This window comes from Streptomyces sp. NPDC005820 (genome assembly GCF_040630255.1).
Classification (GTDB): Bacteria; Actinomycetota; Actinomycetes; order Streptomycetales; family Streptomycetaceae; genus Streptomyces.
The window spans coordinates 12,748-33,072 of sequence record NZ_JBEXXE010000020.1 but is presented as its reverse complement, the minus strand read 5'-3'; the positions used below and the strand labels follow the sequence as shown (position 1 = coordinate 33,072).

General features: G+C 71.3%; 17 protein-coding genes and 1 pseudogene. 15 read left to right on the top strand and 3 right to left on the bottom strand.

What is annotated here, in order from left to right; all coding sequences use genetic code 11:
• The first annotated feature begins 47 nt into the window (after nt 1-47).
• Both ABZ464_RS24530 and ABZ464_RS24525 read left to right on the top strand, forming a co-directional pair.
• Nucleotides 48-875, top strand: coding sequence for an enoyl-CoA hydratase-related protein (locus ABZ464_RS24530; RefSeq protein WP_359279800.1), 828 nt, complete (start codon nt 48-50; stop codon nt 873-875).
• Nucleotides 872-1,435, top strand: coding sequence for a DUF2889 domain-containing protein (locus tag ABZ464_RS24525; RefSeq protein ID WP_359279798.1), 564 nt, complete (start codon nt 872-874; stop codon nt 1,433-1,435). Before ABZ464_RS24530 ends, ABZ464_RS24525 begins: the two co-directional genes overlap by 4 nt.
• On the opposite strand, the gene ABZ464_RS24520 is transcribed toward ABZ464_RS24525, so the two are convergent.
• Nucleotides 1,432-2,694, bottom strand: a complete 1,263-nt coding sequence (locus ABZ464_RS24520; RefSeq protein WP_359279796.1) for an acyl-CoA dehydrogenase family protein — start codon at nt 2,692-2,694, stop codon at nt 1,432-1,434. The genes ABZ464_RS24525 and ABZ464_RS24520 overlap by 4 nt on opposite strands.
• A gap of 124 nt (nt 2,695-2,818) precedes the next feature.
• On the opposite strand from ABZ464_RS24520, the gene fabG reads away from it, so the two are divergent.
• The 5 genes from fabG to ABZ464_RS24495 are packed head-to-tail and all read left to right on the top strand — an operon-like array spanning nt 2,819 to nt 8,286.
• A complete protein-coding gene (fabG, locus tag ABZ464_RS24515) occupies nt 2,819-3,565 on the top strand; it encodes a 3-oxoacyl-ACP reductase FabG (protein ID WP_359279795.1) in 747 nt (248 codons plus the stop codon).
• 33 nt (nt 3,566-3,598) lie between these two features.
• Complete coding sequence (locus ABZ464_RS24510; RefSeq protein WP_359279793.1) at nt 3,599-4,828, top strand: acetyl-CoA C-acetyltransferase; 1,230 nt, start codon at nt 3,599-3,601, stop codon at nt 4,826-4,828.
• A gap of 1 nt (nt 4,829) precedes the next feature.
• On the top strand, nt 4,830-6,269 hold the full coding sequence (locus ABZ464_RS24505) for an OB-fold domain-containing protein (RefSeq protein ID WP_359279791.1): 1,440 nt from the start codon (nt 4,830-4,832) through the stop codon (nt 6,267-6,269).
• A complete protein-coding gene (locus ABZ464_RS24500; protein WP_359279790.1) occupies nt 6,266-7,474 on the top strand; it encodes an acetyl-CoA acetyltransferase in 1,209 nt (402 codons plus the stop codon). Before ABZ464_RS24505 ends, ABZ464_RS24500 begins: the two co-directional genes overlap by 4 nt.
• A gap of 17 nt (nt 7,475-7,491) precedes the next feature.
• On the top strand, nt 7,492-8,286 hold the full coding sequence (locus ABZ464_RS24495) for a glucose 1-dehydrogenase (RefSeq protein WP_359279788.1): 795 nt from the start codon (nt 7,492-7,494) through the stop codon (nt 8,284-8,286).
• A gap of 27 nt (nt 8,287-8,313) precedes the next feature.
• Here the strand turns inward: ABZ464_RS24495 and ABZ464_RS24490 are convergent, their stop codons facing one another.
• A complete protein-coding gene (locus ABZ464_RS24490; RefSeq protein WP_359279787.1) occupies nt 8,314-11,010 on the bottom strand; it encodes a branched-chain amino acid ABC transporter permease/ATP-binding protein in 2,697 nt (898 codons plus the stop codon).
• A gap of 127 nt (nt 11,011-11,137) precedes the next feature.
• Here ABZ464_RS24490 and ABZ464_RS24485 point away from each other — a divergent pair, with 127 nt between their 5' ends.
• From ABZ464_RS24485 to ABZ464_RS24450, 8 genes and pseudogenes are all read left to right on the top strand, one after another.
• Nucleotides 11,138-12,376 (top strand): ABC transporter substrate-binding protein, encoded by a 1,239-nt coding sequence (locus tag ABZ464_RS24485; RefSeq protein WP_359279786.1) that lies wholly within the window; start codon nt 11,138-11,140, stop codon nt 12,374-12,376.
• Between the two features lie 16 nt (nt 12,377-12,392).
• Nucleotides 12,393-13,118: an ABC transporter ATP-binding protein gene (locus tag ABZ464_RS24480; RefSeq protein WP_359279784.1), complete on the top strand. Its 726-nt coding sequence runs from the start codon at nt 12,393-12,395 to the stop codon at nt 13,116-13,118.
• Nucleotides 13,119-13,128: 10 nt separating this feature from the next.
• Entirely contained in the window at nt 13,129-14,472 is a 1,344-nt protein-coding gene (locus ABZ464_RS24475; RefSeq protein ID WP_359279782.1) for a hypothetical protein, read from the top strand.
• Nucleotides 14,469-15,869: an acyl-CoA reductase gene (locus ABZ464_RS24470; RefSeq protein ID WP_359279781.1), complete on the top strand. Its 1,401-nt coding sequence runs from the start codon at nt 14,469-14,471 to the stop codon at nt 15,867-15,869. The genes ABZ464_RS24475 and ABZ464_RS24470 overlap by 4 nt, the downstream gene beginning before the upstream one ends.
• A gap of 66 nt (nt 15,870-15,935) precedes the next feature.
• Nucleotides 15,936-16,106: a hypothetical protein gene (locus ABZ464_RS24465; protein WP_359279780.1), complete on the top strand. Its 171-nt coding sequence runs from the start codon at nt 15,936-15,938 to the stop codon at nt 16,104-16,106.
• Nucleotides 16,107-16,414: 308 nt separating this feature from the next.
• Entirely contained in the window at nt 16,415-16,615 is a 201-nt protein-coding gene (locus tag ABZ464_RS24460; protein ID WP_359279779.1) for a hypothetical protein, read from the top strand.
• 848 nt (nt 16,616-17,463) lie between these two features.
• A pseudogene (locus tag ABZ464_RS24455) lies at nt 17,464-18,165 on the top strand (IS5 family transposase); the annotation flags it as partial.
• Nucleotides 18,144-18,470, top strand: coding sequence for a transposase (locus ABZ464_RS24450; RefSeq protein WP_359279778.1), 327 nt, complete (start codon nt 18,144-18,146; stop codon nt 18,468-18,470). The pseudogene ABZ464_RS24455 and the gene ABZ464_RS24450, both read left to right, overlap by 22 nt.
• 341 nt (nt 18,471-18,811) lie before the next feature.
• Here the strand turns inward: ABZ464_RS24450 and ABZ464_RS24445 are convergent, their stop codons facing one another.
• Nucleotides 18,812-20,056 carry a helix-turn-helix domain-containing protein gene (locus ABZ464_RS24445; RefSeq protein ID WP_359279777.1) on the bottom strand — a complete coding sequence of 415 codons (1,245 nt, stop codon included), beginning with the start codon at nt 20,054-20,056 and terminating at the stop codon, nt 18,812-18,814.
• Nucleotides 20,057-20,325 lie beyond the last annotated feature (269 nt).

Below are 20,325 nucleotides of genomic sequence, written 5' to 3'. Positions count from 1 at the left end.
TTCATCTATCTATTAAGTCTGGCACCCGGCCCGTGGGAGTGACCTCGATGACCGAGAAGGCGACCCCGGTGATCCTCACCGAACTCACCGACGACGGGGTCATGATCCTCACCCTGAACCGGCCGGAACGGCACAACGCCTGGACGCTGGAGATGGAGCTGCTCTACAACGAGCTGTTCCACCGGGCGGAGACGGACCGGCGGGTGCGGGCGGTGGTGCTGACCGGCGCCGGACGCGGCTTCTGCCCCGGGATGGACATGAGCGTGCTGGACGGCGCCTCCTCCGGAGCCCGGCCGTGGCCCACCGGACAGCTGCCCCCGCGCACCCGCCCCATGACCCTCCCCAAGCCCGTGGTGGCGGCCGTCAACGGTGCCTGCGCGGGCATTGGGTTCAACCAGGCGGTGATGTGCGACGTCCGGTTCGCCGTGCCGCAGGCCAAGTTCGCCGCCGCCTTCAGCGCCCGCGGACTGGTGGCCGAGGACGGGGTGTCCTGGATCCTGCCCCGGCTCGTGGGCCACGGCAACGCCGCCGACCTGCTGCTGTCCTCGCGGCGGATCACCGGACCGGAGGCCCTGTCGATGGGTCTGGTCAACCGCCTGGTCGAGCCGGACGAACTGCTCCCCGAGGCCCTCGCCTACGCCACCGCACTGGCCCGCTCGGCGAGCCCCTACGCGATGTCCCTCATCAAGCGGCAGCTCGCCGACGACCAGGCGCGGACCTTCCCTGAGAGCAGCGAGAGGGCGGCGGAGCTGCTGGCGGTGGCCAAGCGCGCCCCGGACTACCGGGAGGGCGTGCTCAGCTTCATCGAGCGCCGCCCACCGGCCTTCCCTGCCCTGGGGGAGGACGCGCCGCAGCTGGAGGGGACCTCGTCATGACCCGTACCGACCTGCCGCTGCACCGCCGCACGATCACCGTCACCGCCTTCGAGGAGGGTGACGGCGAGATCTCGGTCGAGGCGGAACTGAGCGACGAGCGGCCCTGGGAGCGGCCGCCGGGCGGCACCGTTCACCGCATGGTGCTGGCGGTGCGGGTGCGGCTCGCGGACATGGTGGTCGTGGCGGCCGAGGCCGGCATGAAGGACTTCCCGCACGCCGAGTGCCCGCGGATCGCGCCCGCCTTCGACGGTCTGGTCGGGCTCAGCGTGGCCGGCGGGTACAACCGGGCCATCCAGGAGCGGTTCCGGGGCGTGTCCGGCTGCACCCACCTGTACGAACTGACCCGCGCGCTCGGGCCGGCCGTCGTCCAGGCCGCCATCTCGGCCCGCAACCGCGCGGGCGGCCCGGCCTCCCACGACCCGCGCGCCACCGCCTGGGTGCTGAACAGCTGCCACGTCTGGGCGCCGGACGGCGTCGGCCTGCGCAAGATCGACGCGGGCTGGACCCCGGGCCCCGGTCCACGTCCGGTCCCGGAGCTCGGCGTCTTCGAGGGGTCTTAAGGATTCGTGAGCCGGGGCTCGCGCGGCAGCCCCAGCACCTTCTCCGCGAGGATGTTCCGCTGCACCTGCGAGGTGCCCGCGTAGATCGTGCCCGAGCGGGCGATCAGGTACGTCGTCGACCAGGACGCGGAGGAGTTCGCCGCGCCGGGGTCGTCGGCTCGGTACGTGCGCAGGGGCGGCCGGCCGACCGGCACCTGGCCGTGCAGGCCCATGATGTCCATCGCCAGATCGGTGACCTCGGTGTGGTACTCGCTCCAGTACAGCTTGGCGATCGAGGACTCGGGACCCGGCTCCGCGCCCTTGAGCCAGCCGGTGAGGATCCGGTAGCCGAGGCAGCGCATGATCTCGACCTTGGACCAGCACCACGCGATCCGCTGCCGGACGACCGGGTCCCGGTCCTTGCCGTACTGTCGCGCGAGTTCCACGAGGCGCTCCACCTCGGCCCGGAACAGGATCGGGTTGGTCGCCGCCTCCTCCCCGCGCTCGACGCCCAGCAGGCTCTGGGCGACCGTCCAGCCGTTGTCGACGCCGCCGACCACGAGGTCGGCGCGGGTGCGGGCGCCGTCGAAGAAGACCTCGTTGAAGTGCAGCTGCCCGCTCATCATGCGGAACGGCCGCACCTCTACGCCGGGTTGGTCGAGCGGTACGAGGAGGAAGGAGATGCCCCGGTGCTTGGAGGCCCCGGGGTTCGTCCGCGCCAGGACGAAGATCCAGTCGCTGTGGTGGGCGCCGGAGGTCCACACCTTCTGGCCGTCGATCACCCATTCTCCCCCACTCTCGGCTCCGCTCGAGCGGGAGGTGCCCCCATCGTCGCGTACGGCCCGGGTCTTGAGGGACGCCAGATCCGAGCCCGCGTCGGGCTCGGAGTACCCCTGGCACCAGGTGTCCTCGCCACTGAGGATGCGGGGCAGGAGACGCCTCTTCTGCTCCTCGGTGCCCCAGCGCAGCAGGGTGTTCGCCAGCATCTTCACGCCGAAGGTGTCCTGCGGCAGCCCGAACGGCACTCCCATCAGGGCGAGTTCCTCCATCAGCACGACCTGGTGCAGCTTGGACAGGCCACGGCCGCCGTACTCCTCGGGCCAGGTCAGGGACAGATAGCCGCGCTCGACGAGCCGTCGGCGCCAGTCGCGGGCGAAGGCCCAGGCGGCCTCCTCGTCCAGGGCGCCGACGCCGCTCCAGCCGACCGGCAGCGACGCGTCGAGGAAGGCTCTGACCTCGGCGCGGAAGGTCTCCGTCTCCGGGGGATAACTGATGTCCACCTGCGTGCACTCCTCGTCCGGCGCTGCCCGCACAGCTGATCGCTGTATTGATTGTTTCAGCATAATAGGTTATCTATTTAACGCGGAAGAGAACGAAGAGGTTCGAGTCGGAAGCGGGGCTGACATGGGACTGCTGGACGGCCGGAACGCGGTGATCACCGGCGGCGCACAGGGCATCGGCTTCGAGATCGCCGGTGTACTCGGCGCCGCGGGCGCGCGTGTCGTCCTCGGCGACATCGACGAGGGCGCCGCGGCCGACGCCGCGAAACGCCTCGCCGACCAGGGCGTGGCCGCCACCTCGGTGCGCTGTGACGTCACCGACGAGGACGAGGTCGCCGCCCTCGTGGGCCATTGCACCGCCACCTTCGGCCCGCTCGGCGTCATGGTCAACAACGCCGGCATCACCAGGGACGCGACCCTGCGCAAGATGCCCCTCGCCGACTTCCGCGCCGTCCTCGACGTCCATCTCACCGGCGCCTGGAACGGCACCCGGTACGCCGCCGAAGCCATGCGCGCACAAGGGGAGGGCGGCAGCATCGTCAACATCTCCTCCATCGCCGGCAAGGTCGGCAACTTCGGCCAGACCAACTACAGCGCCGCCAAGGCCGGCCTGGTCGGCCTGACCAAGGCGTCCGCCAAGGAGCTGGCCAAGGCAGGCGTGCGCGTCAACGCCGTACAGCCCGGCCTGATCCGTACCGCCATGACCGAGGCGATGCCCCGGGCGGCCTGGGACGCGAAGCTCGCCGAGATCCCCCTGGGCCGCGCGGGCGAACCTGCCGAGGTCGCCCAGACCGTCCTCTTCCTCGCCTCCGACATGGCGAGCTACATCACCGGGGCCGTGGTCGAGGTGACCGGCGGCCGGTACATGTGAGCCCGCCGAACCCGCTGACGAAAGGCATGACCGATGCGTGACGCGGTGATCTGCGAACCGATCCGGACCCCGGTCGGCGGCTACGGCGGAGCCTTCCGCGACGTCACCGCGGCCGAACTCGCCGCCACCGTCGTCCGGGCCCTCCTGGACCGCACCCGAATCCCGCCCACGGCCGTCGACGACGTGCTCCTGGGCCAGTGCTACCCCAACGGCGAGGCCCCGGCCATCGGTCGCGTGGCGGCGCTGGACGCCGGACTCCCCGTGGAGGTGCCCGGACTCCAGATCGACCGCCGCTGCGGCTCCGGACTGCAGGCGGTCGTCACCGCCGCCATGCAGGTCCAGACGGGCGCGAGCGACCTCGTGCTCGCCGGGGGAGTCGAGTCCATGAGCCGCGCCGAGTTCTACACCACCGACGTCCGCTGGGGCGTGCGCGGAGCCGGCACCACCCTGCACGACCGGCTGGCACGCGGCCGGGTCACCTCCGGCGGCGTCAACCACCCGGTCCCCGGCGGGATGCTGGAGACCGCCGAGAACCTGCGCCGCGAGTACGGCATCCCGCGCGAGGAACAGGACGAACTGGCCCTGCGCTCGCACCAGAAGGCCGCCGCCGCCCAGCGGGAGGGCCGGTTCACCGACGAGATCGTGCCGGTCACCGTGCGGACCCGGAGGGGCGAGACGGTGGTCGACACCGACGAACACCCGCGCGCCGACTCCTCGTTGGAGAAGCTCGCCGGGCTGCGACCGGTGCTCGGCCGCCAGGACCCGGAGGCCACCGTCACGGCCGGTAACGCGAGTGGCCAGAACGACGGCGCCGCGCTCTGTGTGGTGACCCACCCCGAACGCGCCGCCGAACTCGGCCTGCGCCCGTTGGGCCGCCTGGTCTCCTGGGCCGTCGTCGGCGTGCCGCCCGAGACAATGGGCATCGGACCCGTACCCGCCACGGCCCGGGCCCTGGAGCGCGCGGGTCTGAAGCTCGCCGACATGGACCTGATCGAACTCAACGAGGCCTTCGCCGCGCAGGTCCTCGCCTGCACCCGCGCATGGGCCCTGACCGAGACGGACTTCGAGCGGCTGAACGTCAACGGCTCCGGCATCTCCCTGGGCCACCCCGTCGGCGCCACCGGCGGCCGCATCCTCGCCACCCTGCTGCGCGAACTCGACCGCCGCCAGGCCCGCTACGGCCTGGAGACCATGTGCCTCGGCGGCGGCCAGGGCCTGGCAGCCATCTTCGAACGCACCGCCGACGCCACTGGAGGACGCTGACATGGCCGGACTGATCGCTTACGGCGCCCATGTGCCGTACCACCGCCTGGCCCGCGCCGATGTCGCCGCCACCCTCGGGACGGCGCCCGGCCGCGGCACCCGCGCGGTCGCGGGCTACGACGAGGACACCACGTCCATGGCGGTCGAGGCGGCCCGCACCGCCCTGGCCCGCGACGGACTGCGCGCCCGCATCGGCCAGCTCTTCCTCGCCACCGCGGCGCCCGCCTACCTCGACAAGACCAACGCGACCGCCGTGCACGCCGCGCTCCGCCTCGACGAACACGTCCTCGCCGCCGACATGGCCGGCTCGGTCCGCTCCGGCCTCGGCGCGCTGGTCACCGCCGCCCGCTCCCCGATCCCCACCCTGGCAGTCCTGTCCGACCTGCGCACCGGCCTGCCCGGCGGCGGCGAGGAGGTCATGGGCGGCGACGGCGCGGCGGCCTTCGTCTTCGGCGGCCACCGCAACGGAGCGCCCGTCCTCGCCGAGCTGCTGGCCCACGACACCGTCAGCGACGAACTCCTCGACCGCTGGCGCCTGCCGGGCGCCCCCGCCTCCCGCGTCTGGGAGGAACGCTTCGCCGAGGAGATCTACGTCTCCCTCGCCGACAAGGCCCTGACCGCCGCCCTCGACCAGGCCGGACTGGACCGCAGAGCCGTCGACCACCTTGTCGTCTCCGGCCTGCACGCGCGCGCCTGCGCGACGGTACGGCGGACCGCCGGCACCCGCCCCGAGGTGGCGGTTCCGGACCTCACCGAGGCCATCGGCAACGCCGGCACCGCCCAGCCCGGCCTCCTCCTCGCCGACGTCCTCGACCGCGCGGCGCCCGGCGAGATCGTCGCCCTCGTCGTGCTCGGCGACGGCGCCGGAGTCCTGCTGCTGCGCACCACTGACGCGCTCCCGGCCCACCGCAGCGCCCGCCCGGTCGCCGCGCAGATCACCGCGGGCAGCGCCCCGATGCCGTACGCCACCTACCTCTCCTGGCGCGGCCTGCTCGACCGCGAACCACCCCGCCGCCCGGACCCCGAGCCGCCCTACGCCCCGCCCGCGCACCGCCGCACCGCCTGGAAGTACGGCTTCGTCGCAACCCGTTGCGAGAAGTGCGGCACCCGGCATCTACCGCCGGACCGGGTGTGCGCCGGCTGCCACAGCGTCGACGCCATGGCCGACGAGCCGATGGAACACGTACGCGGCACGGTCGCCACGTTCACCGTCGACCGGCTGGCCCACACGCCCAGCCCGCCGATGCTCGTCGTGGTCGTCGACTACGACGGCGGCGGCCGCTTCCGCTGCCAGCTCACCGACGCCACCGAGGCCGACGCCCTCATCGGAGCCCGGGTGGAGATGACCTTCCGGCGCACGGTCACGGCGTCCGGCATCCACAACTACTTCTGGAAGGCCCGCCCGGTGCGCACCGGCGAGACCGAGGAGACACAGGGATGAGCTCACACGGAATCCGGGACCGGGTCGCCATCGTCGGCATGGGCTGCACGCCCTTCGGCGAGCACTGGACCCGGTCGGCCGACGACCTGCTGGTCGACGCGGTGGGGGAGGCGGTGACCTCGGCCGGGGTCACCCTCGACGACATCGACGCGTTCTGGTTCGGCACCCAGGCCTCCGGCGTCTCCGGACTGACCCTGAGCCGCGCCCTGCGCCTGCCGGACAAGCCGGTCACCCGCGTCGAGAACATGTGCGCCACCGGCTCCGAGGCCCTGCGCAACGCCTGCTACGCCGTCGCCTCCGGCGCCTACGACGTGGCCATGGCGGTCGGCGTGGAGAAGCTCAAGGACTCCGGCATGTCCGGGCTGTCCGGCACCGCGATCCCGGGCGCGGGCGACGACAGCCGCGGTGAGATCACCGCGCCCGCCAACTTCTCCCTCCTCGCCCCCGCCTACGCCGCCAAGTACGGCCTGGCGGAAGAGGAGTTGAAGGACGTCATCACCCGCATCGCCTGGAAGAACCACGTCAACGGCGCCCGCAACCCCCGCGCGCAGTTCCGCAAGGAGGTGCCGCTGGACCGCATCCGCTCGGCCCCGATCGTCGCGGGCATGCTCGGCGTGTTCGACTGCTCCGGCGTCTCGGACGGCTCGGCGGCGGCGATCGTCGTACGCGCCGAGGATGCCTACCGCTACACCGACAAGCCCATCTTCGTGAAGGCGCTGTCCTTCGTCGCCGGCCCCGCGGACGGGCTCCTCGACCCCGAGTACGACTTCACCACCTTCCCCGAGGTCGTCGCCTCGGCCCAGGAGGCCTACCGGCAGGCGGGCGTGACCGACCCGCGCACCGAACTCGCGCTCGCCGAGGTCCACGACTGCTTCACCCCCACGGAGCTGGTACTGATGGAGGACCTCGGCTTCTCCGCACGCGGACAGGCGTGGAAGGACGTCAGCAGCGGGGCCTTCGACCTCGACGGCTCACTTCCGGTCAACCCGGACGGCGGCCTCAAGGCCTTCGGCCACCCCATCGGCGCCTCCGGCCTCCGGATGATGTTCGAGGCGTGGCTGCAACTGCGGGGCGAGGCACCGCCGGAGCGCACGGTGCCGTCCGTGGCCCAGGGGCGCTCGCTGGCCCTCACCCACAACCTGGGCGGCGGGCCCGGCGAATGCGTCTCCTTCGTGTCCATCGTCGGCAGTGAACTCACCGAGTAGGAAAGGCGGTTCGGGACATGGGACGACTCGACGGCAAGGTCGCCGTCGTGACCGGGGCGGCGTCGGGCATCGGCGCCGCCTCGGCACGTCGGGTGGCGGCCGAGGGCGCGCACACGGTGGTCGCCGACCTGGACCTCGACGGCGCGCAGGCGGTGACGGAGGAGATCCGCGCCGCCGGCGGGTCAGCGACGGCGGTCCCGGTCGACCTCGGTGACGTCGACAGCGTGCGGGCCATGGTGGCCGCGGCGGTCGACACCTACGGCGGCCTCGACGTGCTGCACAACAACGCGGCCGCCACCCGACTGGCCGCCCGCCATGACCTCGCCGTCGCCGAGGCCGACCCGTCGGTGTGGGACGACACGATGCGGATCAACCTGCGCGGCACCATGGTCGCGATCCAGGCCGCCGTCCCGCACATGATCGCCCGGGGCGGCGGTTCCGTCATCAACACCTCGTCCGGTTCCGGCCTCTCGGGGGATCTGCGCAACCCCGCCTACGGTGCCTCGAAGGCCGCGCTGATCAACCTCACCCAGTACGTCGCCACCCAGTACGGCAAGCAGGGCGTGCGCTGCAACGCCATCGCGCCCGGGTTCATCGTCACGCCCGCGAGCGCCGGTTCGGCCCACGGCGCGATCCGTGAGGCGATGCTGCGCCACCACCTCACCCCGCGCCTGGGCCGGCCGGAGGACGTCGCCGCGGCGGTCGTCTTCCTCGCGTCAGACGAGTCCTCCTTCATCACCGGGCACACCCTGCGCGTGGACGGCGGGCTGCTCTCCCACCAGCCGTACGTCGCCGACCTGCGGGACGCCTGACGCCCGGGCCGTCGCCGGAGGCCCTCGTCACGCGAGCGCCTCCGGCTCCAGGTCGCCCAGGTAGGCCGCCCGCACCGCCGGATCCCGGAGCACCTCCGCCGGCGTGCCGGCACAGATCCTACGGCCGAAGTCCAGCACCACGACCTCGTCGCAGACGCTCATGACCATGTCGACGTCGTGCTCGACGAGCAGCACCCCCATGCCCCAGTCCTCGGCCAGCCGCCGTACCAGGTGGGCCAGTTCCCGCGTCTCGTCGTCGGACAGCCCGGCGGCCGGCTCGTCGAGGAGCAGCACGGACGGCGAGGCCGCCACCGCGCGGGCGATGGCCAGCAGCCGCCGCTCCCCGTACGACAACTCCGCCACCGGCCGGTCGAGGCTGTCCTGGAGCCCGAACTCCCGTACCGCGACAAGCACATGGCCGGGGAGCGGACGGCTGCCGGGGCGGATCAGGTCCGTGACGTAGGCCCACGGGCCGGGCCGCTCGCAGGCCGCGGAGAGGTTGTCCCGGACGGTCATGTCCTCGAACAGCTCAAGCGACTGGAAGGACCGGCTCAGCCCGGCCGTTGCCCGCCGGTGCACCGGCAGCCGGGTCACGTCCCGCTCGGCGAGGCGCACGCTGCCGGACACGGCCCGGGTGAAGCCGGTGACGGCGTCGATGGCGGAGGTCTTGCCGGCGCCGTTGGGCCCGATGAGCCCGACGATCCGGCCCGGCTCGACATCCAGCGAGAGTCCGTCGACGGCGACGACACCGCCGTAGCGCACGGTCAGGTCCCGGACGTGGAGCGCGATCGGCGCGGCGCGGGAGACGTCCGCCACGGCGGCGGGCTCGCCCTCGCCCGCCTCCGTCGTGTCCTTGCGAGGAAGGCGGTTGCGGACGCGCGCCGCAGGTCTGCCGGCGTCCTTGCCGATGCCGTCCTGGTTGCCCACCAGTGTGAGCACCAGGACGACCCCGCCGATCAGCGGCATCCACGCGCTCAGCCCGGGCAGCACCCAGTCCCCGAGGCGCGCGCCGACCGTGCCCACGGCGAACATCGCCCCGAACAGCGGTCCCACGAGGAAGCCCACACCGCCGATGACGGCCAGTCCGAGCGCGGTGATGGAGTCGAAGCTCGCGAAGTCGGAGAAGACCACCGAGGTGGAGCGGAAGCCGGTGAGCACACCGGCGAGGGCGGCGATGGCCGCGGACAGGCCGAAGGCGTAGAGCTTGGCCGCGCGGACGTCGATGCCGAGCGCGGCGGCGGCCCGCTCGTTGGCCCGTACGGCGACGAGCCGGCGGCCGGTCCTGCCGCGTCGTACGTTGGCGACCACGAGCGTGGCGGCGACGAACAGCACCAGCACCACGGCGGCGTAGCGCTGCGGGTGGTCGACGCCCGAGATGCTGATCCCGAAGAGAGTCTGGTGTCCCACCGCGATGCCGTCGCTGCCCGGGGTCGTCGACAGGCCGGTGTTCTGGAAGACCATCGTCTCCAGCGTGGTGCCGAGGCCGAGCGTGATGATGGCCAGGTTGACGCCACGGGTGCGGACCGCCGGGAGGGCGAACAACAGGCCGATCGGCACCGTGCCCAACACACCTGCCAGCAGGGCGAGTTCGAACGGCCAGCCCCAGTCCGCCGCCGCGTGCCCGGCGATGAAGGCGCCGGTGCCGGCGAGGGCGTAGGCCGCGAGCGAGACCTGGCCCGCGTACCCGGTGACCACGACGATCGACAGGATGATCAGCGAGAGCACCAGGGTGCTGGTGATCGCGTCGGCCCACAGCGGTGTGGACACGCCGACCAGGACCAGCCCGACCGCGGCGGCGAACGCGAGCGGCAGGGGACGCACCGTGCCGCTGCCCAGCGCCGGCAGCCGGTCCAGGAAGGTGCCGCGCAGGGGCAGCGCCCGGCCCCGTGCCACCAGCACCAGGGCGATGAACAGGAACGGCACCGACGAGGCGAGTCCCGTGACGCCGGAGCCGAAACGGGTGAGCTCGGACTGCACCAGGCCGATGACCAGACCGCCCGCCAGTGTGACGGGGAACGAGGAGAACCTGCCGACCAGGGCGGCGGCCAGCGCGCTCAGCAGGAGGGTGGTCAGCCCGGAGACCGACAGGCCGATGACCGGCACGATCAGGATTCCGGTCAGTCCCGCGAGCGCCGAGCCGAGGGCCCAGTTGCCGGTGGCGATCACGTCGGGCGACCAGCCGAGCGAGGCCGCGGCGTGCTCGTTCTCGGCGACGGCGGTGGTGCCCAGGCCGAACAGGGTTCGCCGGTAGAGGAGATGGAGGAGGACGGTGACGGCGACGGCGATGCCCAGCAGCCAGACACGGTCCTCGGAGATCGTGGCCCCGGCGATCGTCAGCAGCCGGGTCGGCAGCTTGCCGGGCACCAGTTGAAGGCTGTCGCCGTAGCGTTTGACGGCGACGGCGGTGAGCACGATGAACACCGCGAGTGTGCCGACCAGCCGGGCCAGGGTGGAGGCCCGGCGCAGCGGCCGCAACACCAGCAGATGGGTGAGCACGCCCAGCAGCGCCGAGGTGAGCACCCCGCACGCGACGGCCGGCCAGTACGGCATGCCGTGGTTGACGGCGAGCTCCCACTGCACGTAGGCGCCCGCCATGCCGATCGCGCCGTGCGCGAGGTTCAGGACACCGGAGCCCCGGTAGACCAGCACGATGCCGTGCGCGGTGAGTGCGTACAGAGCGCCGAGCCCCAGGCCGAGCAGGGCGAAACGCAGGATGTCGTCCATCGGGGGAACCTCCCGGAGGTCAGCCAGATAGCGCATTTATTTAAATAATTGTGCCGAGAGTACTTCACTAACCCGAAAACGCACCCCATGCTGTTCGCCAACTCGACGACGAGCCCGCGGAGGGGCCATGAACGACTCACACCGACGCAGAAGTGCCGCAGTGACCTGTCTCGCGGTGACCGCAGCCCTGCTGGCGGCAGGCTGCGGGGGCAAGGCGTCCGGCAGCTCGACCCAGACCTCCCTGAAGGGCGCGCCGGTCAAGGTGATGGTCTGGAACCCGGAGGACACCCAGGGCAGCGCCCAGCCGGGGGTGCGGCTCACCGCCCAGGCCTACGAGAAGTGGATCAACGCCAACGGCGGGATCAAGGGCGGCCCGCTGAAAGTGCTGACCTGCAACGAGAAGAACGACCCCGACGAGGCCGAGAAGTGCGCCCAGCAGGCGGTGGCCGACAAGGTGGTCGCGGTCGTGGGGTCGTACAGCCTCGCGGGCGACCGCTACATGCCGATCCTGCAGAAGGCCGGCATCCCCTACCTCGGCGGAACCGGCGTCTCGGCCGCGGAGTTCTCCAACCCGCTGTCCTTCCCGGTCAACGGAGGCACCCCGGCGGTGTTCGCGGCGCACGGCCGGCAACTGGTGCAGGAGGGCTGCAAGAAGATCGCCGGCGTCCGGTACGACCTGGCGGCGGCCGCGATCGTCTCGCAGTTCCTCACCCTCGGGGCCACCTCCGCCGGGGGCGCCGTGCCCAAGGACATCAAGGTGCCGCTCACCGCCACCGACCTCGCCCCGCAGGTCGCTGCCGCCACCAAGGGCAGCGACTGCGTGAGCGTCATCCTGGGCACCGCGTCGGGCCTGTTCGTGAAGTCGTACGTCCAGTCCGGCGCGAAGACGAAGCTCGGCAGCGTCGTCGGCAACCTCACCCCGCAGCTGGCCGCCAGTACCGGCGGAAGCAGCGGTCCGCTGGAGGGTGCGGCGATCACCGGCTACTACCCGCCTGCCTCCGACCCGGCCTGGAAGGACTTCCTCGCGGCCGCCAAGGGCGACAAGGACATCGACACCACCAACGGCGCCAACGAGACGACCTGGGTGGCGTTCAAGGTCTTCACCGAGGCGGCCGAGCGGCTTTCCGCGATCTCGGCCAAGGCCCTGGTGCAGGAGCTGAACACCACCTCCGGGATCGACACCGGCGGTCTGACCCCCGCGCTGACTTGGAACACCTCGACAGCCCTGCCGATCAAGGGCCTCGACCGCATCCACAACACGACCGCCACCGAACTGACCATCCGCAACGGACAGATCGAATGGGCGAAGGCGGGGTCGACCTTCGTCGACGTCCGGAAGGTGCTGACGGCCACCCCGGCCGGCTGACCGAAGGGGAACGTCCGTGCACGACACCGAGCCCTTGATCGAAGCCCGTGCCCTCAGCACCGGCTACGGCAGCCGGCCCGTCCTGCGGGACCTCGACCTGGAGGTACGCCCCGGCGAGGTCGTCGCCCTGCTGGGGCCCAACGGCGCCGGCAAGACCACCACGTTGCGGGCGCTGTCCGGGGAACTCGCCCCGATGGGCGGCGAGGTGCGCTGGCTGGGAAGCATCGCCCGGGCACCACTGCACCGCCGCGCACGCCAGGGCCTGGCCTACGTCGGGGAGCGGGCTGTCTTCACCGGCCTGGACACCGCGGACAACCTCCGGGTCGGCCGGGTCGCGCCCGAGCAGGCCCTGGCACTCTTCCCCGAACTGGAGAAACGCCTGAAGACCGGCGCGTGCATGCTCTCGGGCGGCGAGCAGCAGATGCTGTCGCTGGCCCGCGCGCTGAGCCGCTCGCCCCGGCTGCTGCTCGCGGACGAGCTGTCCCTCGGGCTCGCCCCCCTCGTCGTCGACCGTCTGCTGTGCGCGGTGCGGCGGGCGGCCGACCGGGGCCTCGGGGCGCTGCTGGTGGAACAGCACGTGCGCAGGGTGCTGGACATCGCCGACCGCGTGTACGTCCTGCACCGCGGCCGCGTCGCCATGACCGGCACCCCGGCAGAACTCCGCGGCGACCTCGACGTGCTCGAGTCGTCGTACCTGACCGCACGGACGACTGCGGAAAAGACAACCTATGCAACCGATTGAGGTGGGTGCCGTGTCCGGCGCACGCGCGCAGATCCGATCCCTGGTCCTGTCCGGAGACACCTTCGACCAACCGGCTGCAGACATACGGGAGTTGCAGATCGAAGCGGCGCGGGAGGCCTTCGCCGCCCACCGCGAACGCATCCCGCTGCTGCGCACCCGCGCGGAGGAGACCGGCGTCGGCGAGGTCATGGCCCTCGGCGACCTCGTCCCCCTGCTCTTCTCGCACACCAGCTACAAGTCCTACCCCGTCTCCCTCATCACCGCCGGCCGATGGGACCGGCTGCTGCGCTGGTACACGACCGTCTCCACGGTCGAACCCGGGGAGGTCGACGTCGACGGCGTGCGCGACATCGACGAGTGGACCGAGCGGATCACGGCCGCCGGCCACCGCCCGTACATCACCAGCGGCACCTCCGGAAAGGTCTCCTTCCTCAACTGCGCGGCCGACGACCTGAGTTTCCTGCACGACATCCTGGAGCACCTCACCTGCTGGCCCGACCCCCTGCCGCCGAAGCCCACCCGCCGCGGTTACGTGCTCGCCCCCGCGAGCGGCCCGATGCGCTCCATCGACGGCTTCCGGTGGCACGCCGAGGTCTTCGCCCGCCCCGGCGAGACCCGACTGCTCACCGACGACCCGCTGCGGGTGTCGGACCTGATGAGCAGCGCCCTGCTGCGCCGCAGGATCGCCGAGGGCACCGCCACCCCGCAGGAGATCAGCTCCCACGAGACCGCCTCCGAGGCCTGCGAGGCGGAGATGGACGCGGCCGTGAGTGCGATCGTCGACGACATCGCCGCCCACCGCGACGAACCGCTGCTCATCGCCGGCATGAACAACCAGCAGTTCGCCCTGATCCAGGCCCTGCGCGCCCGCGGCGTCCCGGACGGCGGCCTGCACCCGGACACGTTGGTGCTCAGCGGCGGCGGCAACAAGGGCCGCGCCCTGCCCGAGGACTACCAGCAGCAGTTCGCCGCCTTCTACGACGGCGTACGGCGAGTACGCAGCTACGGCATGACGGAACTCCAGGGCTCCTGCCTCGCCTGCGAGAAGGGCCGCTACCACGTGCCGCCGTGGGTGATCCCGCTGATCCTCGACCAGCAGGGCGAAACCCTGCTCAACCCCGAACAAGGCGTCGTGGAAGGCCGGTTCGCCTTCCTGGACGTCTCCCTGGAAGGCCGCTGGGGCGGACTGATCAGCGGCGACCGGGTCTTCGTGGACTTCTCGCCCTGCGACTGCGGCCGGTCGGGACCAGCGGTCCTGCCGGACATCCAGCGCTACGGCGACCTCGGCGGCGACGACAAGATCACCTGCGCGGCCACACTCGACTCCTATGTGCGAGGGATGATCCACGGATGAGCGGCACGACCCTCGACAGCGCCGCGCCGGCCCCGGTGGCCGTGGTCCACGTCATCCGTGGCGAGGTCGACGAAGCCCCGCACGTCGCCCACGGCCGCCCCGGAGCCTCCTTCACCGCACCGGCCCTCGACCTGGACCGCCTCGTATGGCCCCGCACCGAACCGGGCCCCGCCTTCCAGACACCCACCGCCGAGATCGTCGACCTGCTCGTGGCGACCGGCGACGCCCTCAAAGCGGACCGGGAAGGCCTCCTCGCCGAAGCCCTGGAGCGGATGACAGCCGTCAGCCCTCTCCCCGCCGAGGTCCTCGAACGCGCCTACGGCGTGCTGTGGCGCAGCTTCCGACGCCCCGCCCTGCACGCCCAGATCGACCACGAACTCGGCGGCGCCGACGTGCTCGACGGCTGGCGCGAGGTGAGCCTGCCCGAGGGCCGGATCGCGGCCACCCGCGCCTACCCGCCACGCCTGGTGCACATCATCGCCGGCAACGCCCCCGGTGTCGCCGCGATGTCGGTGGTGCGCGGCGCCCTCACCAAGGGTGTCAACCTGCTGAAGCTGCCCTCGAACGACCTGTTCACGGCGACCGCGATACTGCGCACGATGGCCTCTGCGGCCCCTGGCCACCCCGTGGTGCGCTCGTTCTCCGCCGCATACTGGCGCGGCGGCGACGAGGCGGTGGAGAGCGTGCTGTTCCGCCCCCAGTTCTTCGACAAGCTGGTCGCCTGGGGCGGCGAGGGCACGATCCGAGGGGCGCTGCGCTACGTCGGCCCGGGCTTCGAGCTGGTCTCCTTCGACCCGAAGACCTCCATCTCGCTGATCGGCCGTGAGGCCTTCGCGTCCCCCGAGAGCCTGGCCGAGGCCGCGGAGGCGGGAGCCGCCGACGCCACCTTCTTCAACCAGCAGGCGTGTGTGGCCAGCCGCTTCCAGTTCGTCGAGGGATCACCCGAGGACGCCGACCGCTATGCCGCCCTGCTGTGCGAACGCCTCGGCGTGGCAAGGGAGTTCAGCTCGGAGCGCGGCCCGCGGGTCGCCTCGGAACTGCGCGAGGAGATCGACGTGCTGCGCTCCCTCACGCCCGACTACCGGGTGTGGGGCGGTTACGACGGCACCGGTCTGGTCATCCGCTCCCCGGAACCGGTGGACTTCCACCCCGACGGAAAGATCGTCAACGTCGTCCCGGTTCCCGCGCTGACCGACGCCGTCGCGCACGCCGGGGTCGCCACGCAGACGGTCGGCGTGTACCCCGACGCCCGCAAGGCGCACCTGCGCGACGCTCTCGCCTGCGCCGGCGTCCAGCGCGTGGTGTCCCTCGGCGGGGCGGGCGGCATGCCACCGGGCCTCTCCCACGACGGCTTCTACCCGCTACAGCGGCTCATGCGCTGGGTGAACGACGAGTGACCCCTGGGGCGTCCCGCTACCGCATGCACGCAGGAGGACGTCGACGCCTACCTCTCCGACGGCAGCGTGATCCGGTACGCCCCGACCGGCGACCCCGACATCGGCACCACCGGGGCGGACCCGACGAAGGAGACGGTGGCGCTCTCCGAGGGAGGCGCAACCGTCGAGAAGCAGACCCTGACCTGCTGGGACTCTTCCGACGACACTTTCTCCCTCCGCATCCGCCAGGCCGAGTAGTACCGCCTGACCGTCGACGCGCATCGCTACCGTCCGGGCATCACCTTTCCCGCCGGCATGCTGTCGTCGCGCACCACCCTCGACTGGCGCTTCAAGGCCGACCCGGCCACGTCGACGGTTGCGAGCGTCTTCCTGGCCCGCTTCCTGCCCACCGGGCTGAACACCCGTGGCCCGCAGTCTGCACGGGCGCCTCACCGGTCCCATGCCTTGCCCTTGCGGGGCATCAGGCTCCCTGCACAAGCATGCCGAGGTGCGGACATGGACCGCTGACAACGAAGCCAGCTGGTCTTCCTTCCGACCTACGGCTCGTGGCTGAACCGGATCGAAGCGGAGTTCGCGGCGCTGCGCAATGCGCGCTCAACGGCACCGACCACCGCAGCCACACCGAGCAGAACGCCGCTATCGTCGCCTACGTCCGCCGGCGCGACGCCCGCGCCGATCCGAAGACCGCCTTCGCGCCCGACTCTTCGATCCGCAGTTGGACCGAATACCCCGCCGGGGCGGCCTGACCCGGCTCTACGATCTTCACGTGAGAGACCGGAACCGGCGGCTGATGAGTTGCAGACGGCCCCGCTGTCGTTACGGCGTCCGACCGAAGCCGATGTCGATGTGATCTTCGCGATCCACGATGATCCCGTGACCTGCCTGCACAACCCCTCCGATGCGCTCGCCCGGCTCGACGAGGCCGGGGAGCCGTATCGACGCTGGTACGAGCAGTGGCAGCGATGCGGATACGGGTACTGGGTCGTCCGGCGCCACGACTCCGATCAACAGGTGGGCGCCGCAGCCCGGCGCCTCGAAGAAGCAGCAGTCCGAGGAGGGGCGTCACGACCTGGCCGTCGTCGATGGTGACGTTCGACCCGCAGCCGGACAGCTGCCAGGTGACGTGGACCTGGGCCGTCACGTCCAACGTCCAGATAGGTCCCGCTTGACGAATCGTAGTTGCTGATCGAGTTCCAGATGTTTGCGCCCAACGTCAGCGTCTCACCGGGAATGACCACGCCTGTGTTGAATGAACTCGGTGAGATTTCCGTGACCGCTGTGCGGCCACCGGAGCCCGCGAACCGATGCGCAGCCACACGCCGCCCGGGCCACGATCGGCACTTGCGCGGTGTGGCACCCGCACCTGCGCATCGACAAGATCGCAAGCCCCCCGTACCGACTGCGCAGCCGCATCGCGCACGGCGACTGCGCAGGATCCTCGGCCGGTTGCGCAGCCCCGTTGCGCAGCCACCGTCCGGGGCAGCTGCGCAATCGGGATCTCGCTGCGACTGCCCAACCGGGCGGAGGCCCGTGGTCGGCCCGACCATGGGCCCGACCACGGCAGTTCGACGGCTGCGTTGCCTGATCGTGACCGATGGTCGGCTCTCGTGGCGGCCGCTCTGGTCGGGGCCGGGGGGCCGGAAGGAAGTACCTCGTGACGCACCCGTTCCACACACCGCCGCCGGCCGCGGCCGCGCAGCACGAGCAGCCCTTCACCCGTGATCCGGGGCGGTGGGAGAAGGAACGCTCCCGCGCCCTGCTCACCGGCCACATCCGCGGCTACGCCTGCTCGGCCGCCTGCGAGCGCCGCGCCCGGGCCCTGGACTTCGGTCGGCCGCCGGAACACGACCTGCGCGACATCATGGATGCGATCTTGTACGTGGACCGTACCGGGGTTCAGTGGCGCTACCTTCCGCACGACTTCCCGCACTGGAACACGGTCTGGGGCTACTTCGTCAGGTGGCAGCAGGAAGGCGTGTTCGCGCAGCTCAACGGCCTGCTCAGGCAACTCTTACGGCGGAAGGAAGGGCGGGAGGACGAACCGTCGGCCTGCGTGATCGACGCGCAGAGCTTGAAAACCTCCGTCAGCGTGCTTGCCTCCGGCCAGGGCATCGACGCCGGGAAGAGGATCGAGGGGAGGAAGCGGAGCATCGCCACCGACACGATGGGCCTTCTCCTCACCGTGCTGCTCACCGAGGCGAGCGTGCAGGACTCCATCGCCGGCTCCCAGCTTCTGGACCAGGTCGCCGCCGAACATCCCCGCATCCGCAAGGTATGGGTCGACGGCGGCTACCGCCGACACCTCGTCGAGCACGCCGCCGGCCTCGGCATCGACATGGAAATCACTCAACGCAAGCCCGGGACCAGGGGGTTCACCCGATCCCGAAGCGGTGGGTGGTCGAGCGGACCTACGACTGGCTCATGCGCCACCGCCGCCTGGCCCGCGACTACGAAACCCGGCCCGCCCGCTCCGAAGCCATGATCCACATCGCAGCAGAACGACCTCTTAAAGGCATGTATTTCCAGGACGATGGGGGTTGCGCTATGGGACTTTCGGACGTGGTAATCAACTACATTGATTACCTGGATCTGGACTACTGATTAGGGTCGAACGCATGACCGCTGAATTCCCGGATATCGACCGCGTCAAGAGCCTGCTGATCGACGCCGACCACGACCCCTGGTCCGCATCGCCCACGCACTGCGCGGCAGCCCGCACATCCTCGGCGCCCGCGCCGAACCCGACTCGGACCGCGTCACCTTCATCACGCTCACGCGCAACGGCTTCGACTGGTTGTAGATGGCCTTCGACATACGCTTGCCGCTCACGGACAGGCCCTCGCGGTCCCAGCCTGCCGTATCGCCGCCGACACGGGGACGGCGGCCGTCCGGTCCGCGCAGGCGGCGCGGGACGGCCGCCACCGGGCCCGGCCCTCGCACGGTCAGCGCCACGCTCCCGACAGGCGCCGGGTGACGGCCGCGCCGAGCGTGCGCACCCCCCGGGTCGAGCCCGGGTCGATGCCGGTCAGCTCCCGCGCCCGGCGCAGGCGGTAGTCGAGGGTGCGCGTGTGGACGTTCAGGGCGGTGGCCGTGGCGCCGCGGTGCATGTCATGGCGGTAGTACACATCGAGTGTGACCAGCAGGTCCGGGCCGGTGGCCAGCCGGTCGGACAGTGCGCGCAGCCAGGCGTCGACGAACGGCACGTCCGCGACGGCGAGTTCGACGAAGAGGTCCGCCAGGGTGTGCGGCCGCAGCCGGGCGGAGGCCCGTCGCAGCGGGGCGGTGGCACTGATCCGCCGGGCCCTGTCGAGCGCGTCGGACAACTCGGGCAGCGGCGCGGTGGCGGTGCCGACGGCGCAGGGCCGGCCGAGGGCCTGGGCCACGTCCCGGACGAGGTCCGCCACATGCTCCGGGGCGAGGTCGGGCAGGAGGTCGGGACCGGTGCGCGGCGGCACGTCCTCCGCCCGCGCGGCACCGGAATTCCCGGGGACGAGAGCGATCAGCTCACCGCTCCCGTCGCCACCCCGCGAGCCCCATAGGATCGGGGCCCGATGACTCTTCACCAGTGTTTCGATCTCGTTTTCCAGGATGCGATCGACAGGGGGAGGGTCCGGCAACCGGAACACCGTCACCGCATACCGGTCCGACAGTTCCATGTCGATGGCCTCGGCGAGTTCCGCCGCTATCGGATCCCCGTTCAGCAATGACCGGGCCAGCAGGACGACCTGTTCGACGTACGGCATTCGACGGCGCAGTACACGGACGAATCCCTGTCGGTAGGCGCCGATGCCGCGCTCGCCCTGAGGGGCGAACCAGGTCATCATCCTCATGAGTTCCTCCACACCGCCGCCGCGCTGGGCGTCGGTCGCCTCGTTGATCTCGCGCAGCATCAGCGCGGTGTGCACCCGCAGCACCTCCTGCCGTGCGTCGAGCGACATGCCCGCGCCGGCCCGCAGCTCCCCCATGGACGCGATGTACTCAAGATCGTGATCTCTCAACTCGTCGTTGTCAGGCGACAGTTCGACCGTGCGGTGCCGGAGCCAGACCGAGTGGTCCAACGTCTCGGCCCGCGCCCGGGGGTCCTTGTCCAGGAACCCGAACTCCGCAATCTCGCGTGCGTATGTCTCTACCTCCCGGCGGGCGTTGGTCGACGCCTGGCGGGCCAGTTCGGCGAAGAGGCTCCCCATGGACGCGAGCATGTCATTCCGGTCGAACGGGCCGACAGTCGAGATCCGGACGGTGTTCATCACTTCGCATAAATCGGCTCCAAGCGGGTCGACCGGGCTTTTGTCACCGTGCGCAAAATTCCCGGATCGGGTCGTTCCCGTTACCCCTTCCGCTTGTGTGGGAGTCATGAAGCAGCCTTAATGAGAGCCGCGTACCCACCCGTGGGGGAAGGGCGCCGCAATCATTCCGGCTCGGCTCCGGAACGGTTCCGGCAATCAGTACGGGCAGG

Excerpts from the sequence above, each read along its gene's own strand:
- ABZ464_RS24450 (WP_359279778.1), top strand. The coding sequence starts at position 18,144 with ATGGGTCGACGGCGGCTACCGCCGACACCTCGTCGAGCACGCCGCCGG.
- ABZ464_RS24525 (WP_359279798.1), top strand. The coding sequence starts at position 872 with ATGACCCGTACCGACCTGCCGCTGCACCGCCGCACGATCACCGTCACC.
- ABZ464_RS24500 (WP_359279790.1), top strand. The coding sequence starts at position 6,266 with ATGAGCTCACACGGAATCCGGGACCGGGTCGCCATCGTCGGCATGGGC.
- ABZ464_RS24505 (WP_359279791.1), top strand. The coding sequence starts at position 4,830 with ATGGCCGGACTGATCGCTTACGGCGCCCATGTGCCGTACCACCGCCTG.
- ABZ464_RS24510 (WP_359279793.1), top strand. The coding sequence starts at position 3,599 with ATGCGTGACGCGGTGATCTGCGAACCGATCCGGACCCCGGTCGGCGGC.
- ABZ464_RS24530 (WP_359279800.1), top strand. The coding sequence starts at position 48 with ATGACCGAGAAGGCGACCCCGGTGATCCTCACCGAACTCACCGACGAC.
- fabG (WP_359279795.1), top strand. The coding sequence starts at position 2,819 with ATGGGACTGCTGGACGGCCGGAACGCGGTGATCACCGGCGGCGCACAG.
- ABZ464_RS24495 (WP_359279788.1), top strand. The coding sequence starts at position 7,492 with ATGGGACGACTCGACGGCAAGGTCGCCGTCGTGACCGGGGCGGCGTCG.
- ABZ464_RS24490 (WP_359279787.1), bottom strand. The coding sequence starts at position 11,010 with ATGGACGACATCCTGCGTTTCGCCCTGCTCGGCCTGGGGCTCGGCGCT.
- ABZ464_RS24445 (WP_359279777.1), bottom strand. The coding sequence starts at position 20,056 with ATGGGGAGCCTCTTCGCCGAACTGGCCCGCCAGGCGTCGACCAACGCC.
- ABZ464_RS24470 (WP_359279781.1), top strand. The coding sequence starts at position 14,469 with ATGAGCGGCACGACCCTCGACAGCGCCGCGCCGGCCCCGGTGGCCGTG.
- ABZ464_RS24485 (WP_359279786.1), top strand. The coding sequence starts at position 11,138 with ATGAACGACTCACACCGACGCAGAAGTGCCGCAGTGACCTGTCTCGCG.